The organism is Tamlana crocina, assembly GCF_012037625.1.
Window position 1 is genome coordinate 1 of the sequence record NZ_JAAVJS010000910.1, and the last position, 278, is coordinate 278.

General features: G+C 47.5%; 1 protein-coding gene. It reads right to left on the reverse strand.

Annotated elements, in window-relative coordinates; translation table 11 throughout:
* A partial coding sequence (locus HC176_RS19480) for a CoA-transferase (protein WP_280818739.1) occupies positions 1–278 on the reverse strand: 278 nt, incomplete at both ends.

Genomic DNA, 278 nt, shown 5'->3' on the forward strand with positions numbered 1-278 from the left:
AATTTCCCTTCGGTAGCATTTTGAATTTCCTCTACACTAATTCCGGGAGCTCTTTCAAGTAGTCTAAAGCCATTTTCGGTCACTTCCAGCACCGCAAGGTTAGTTACCACCTTTTTCACGCATCCCACGCCTGTGAGCGGAAGAGTGCAACGCTTTAAAAGTTTCGATTCTCCTTCGCGATTCGTGTGCATCATGGCCACGATGATATTTTCGGCGCTGGCAACAAGGTCCATTGCGCCGCCCATTCCTTTCACCATTTTCCCAGGAATTTTCCAGTT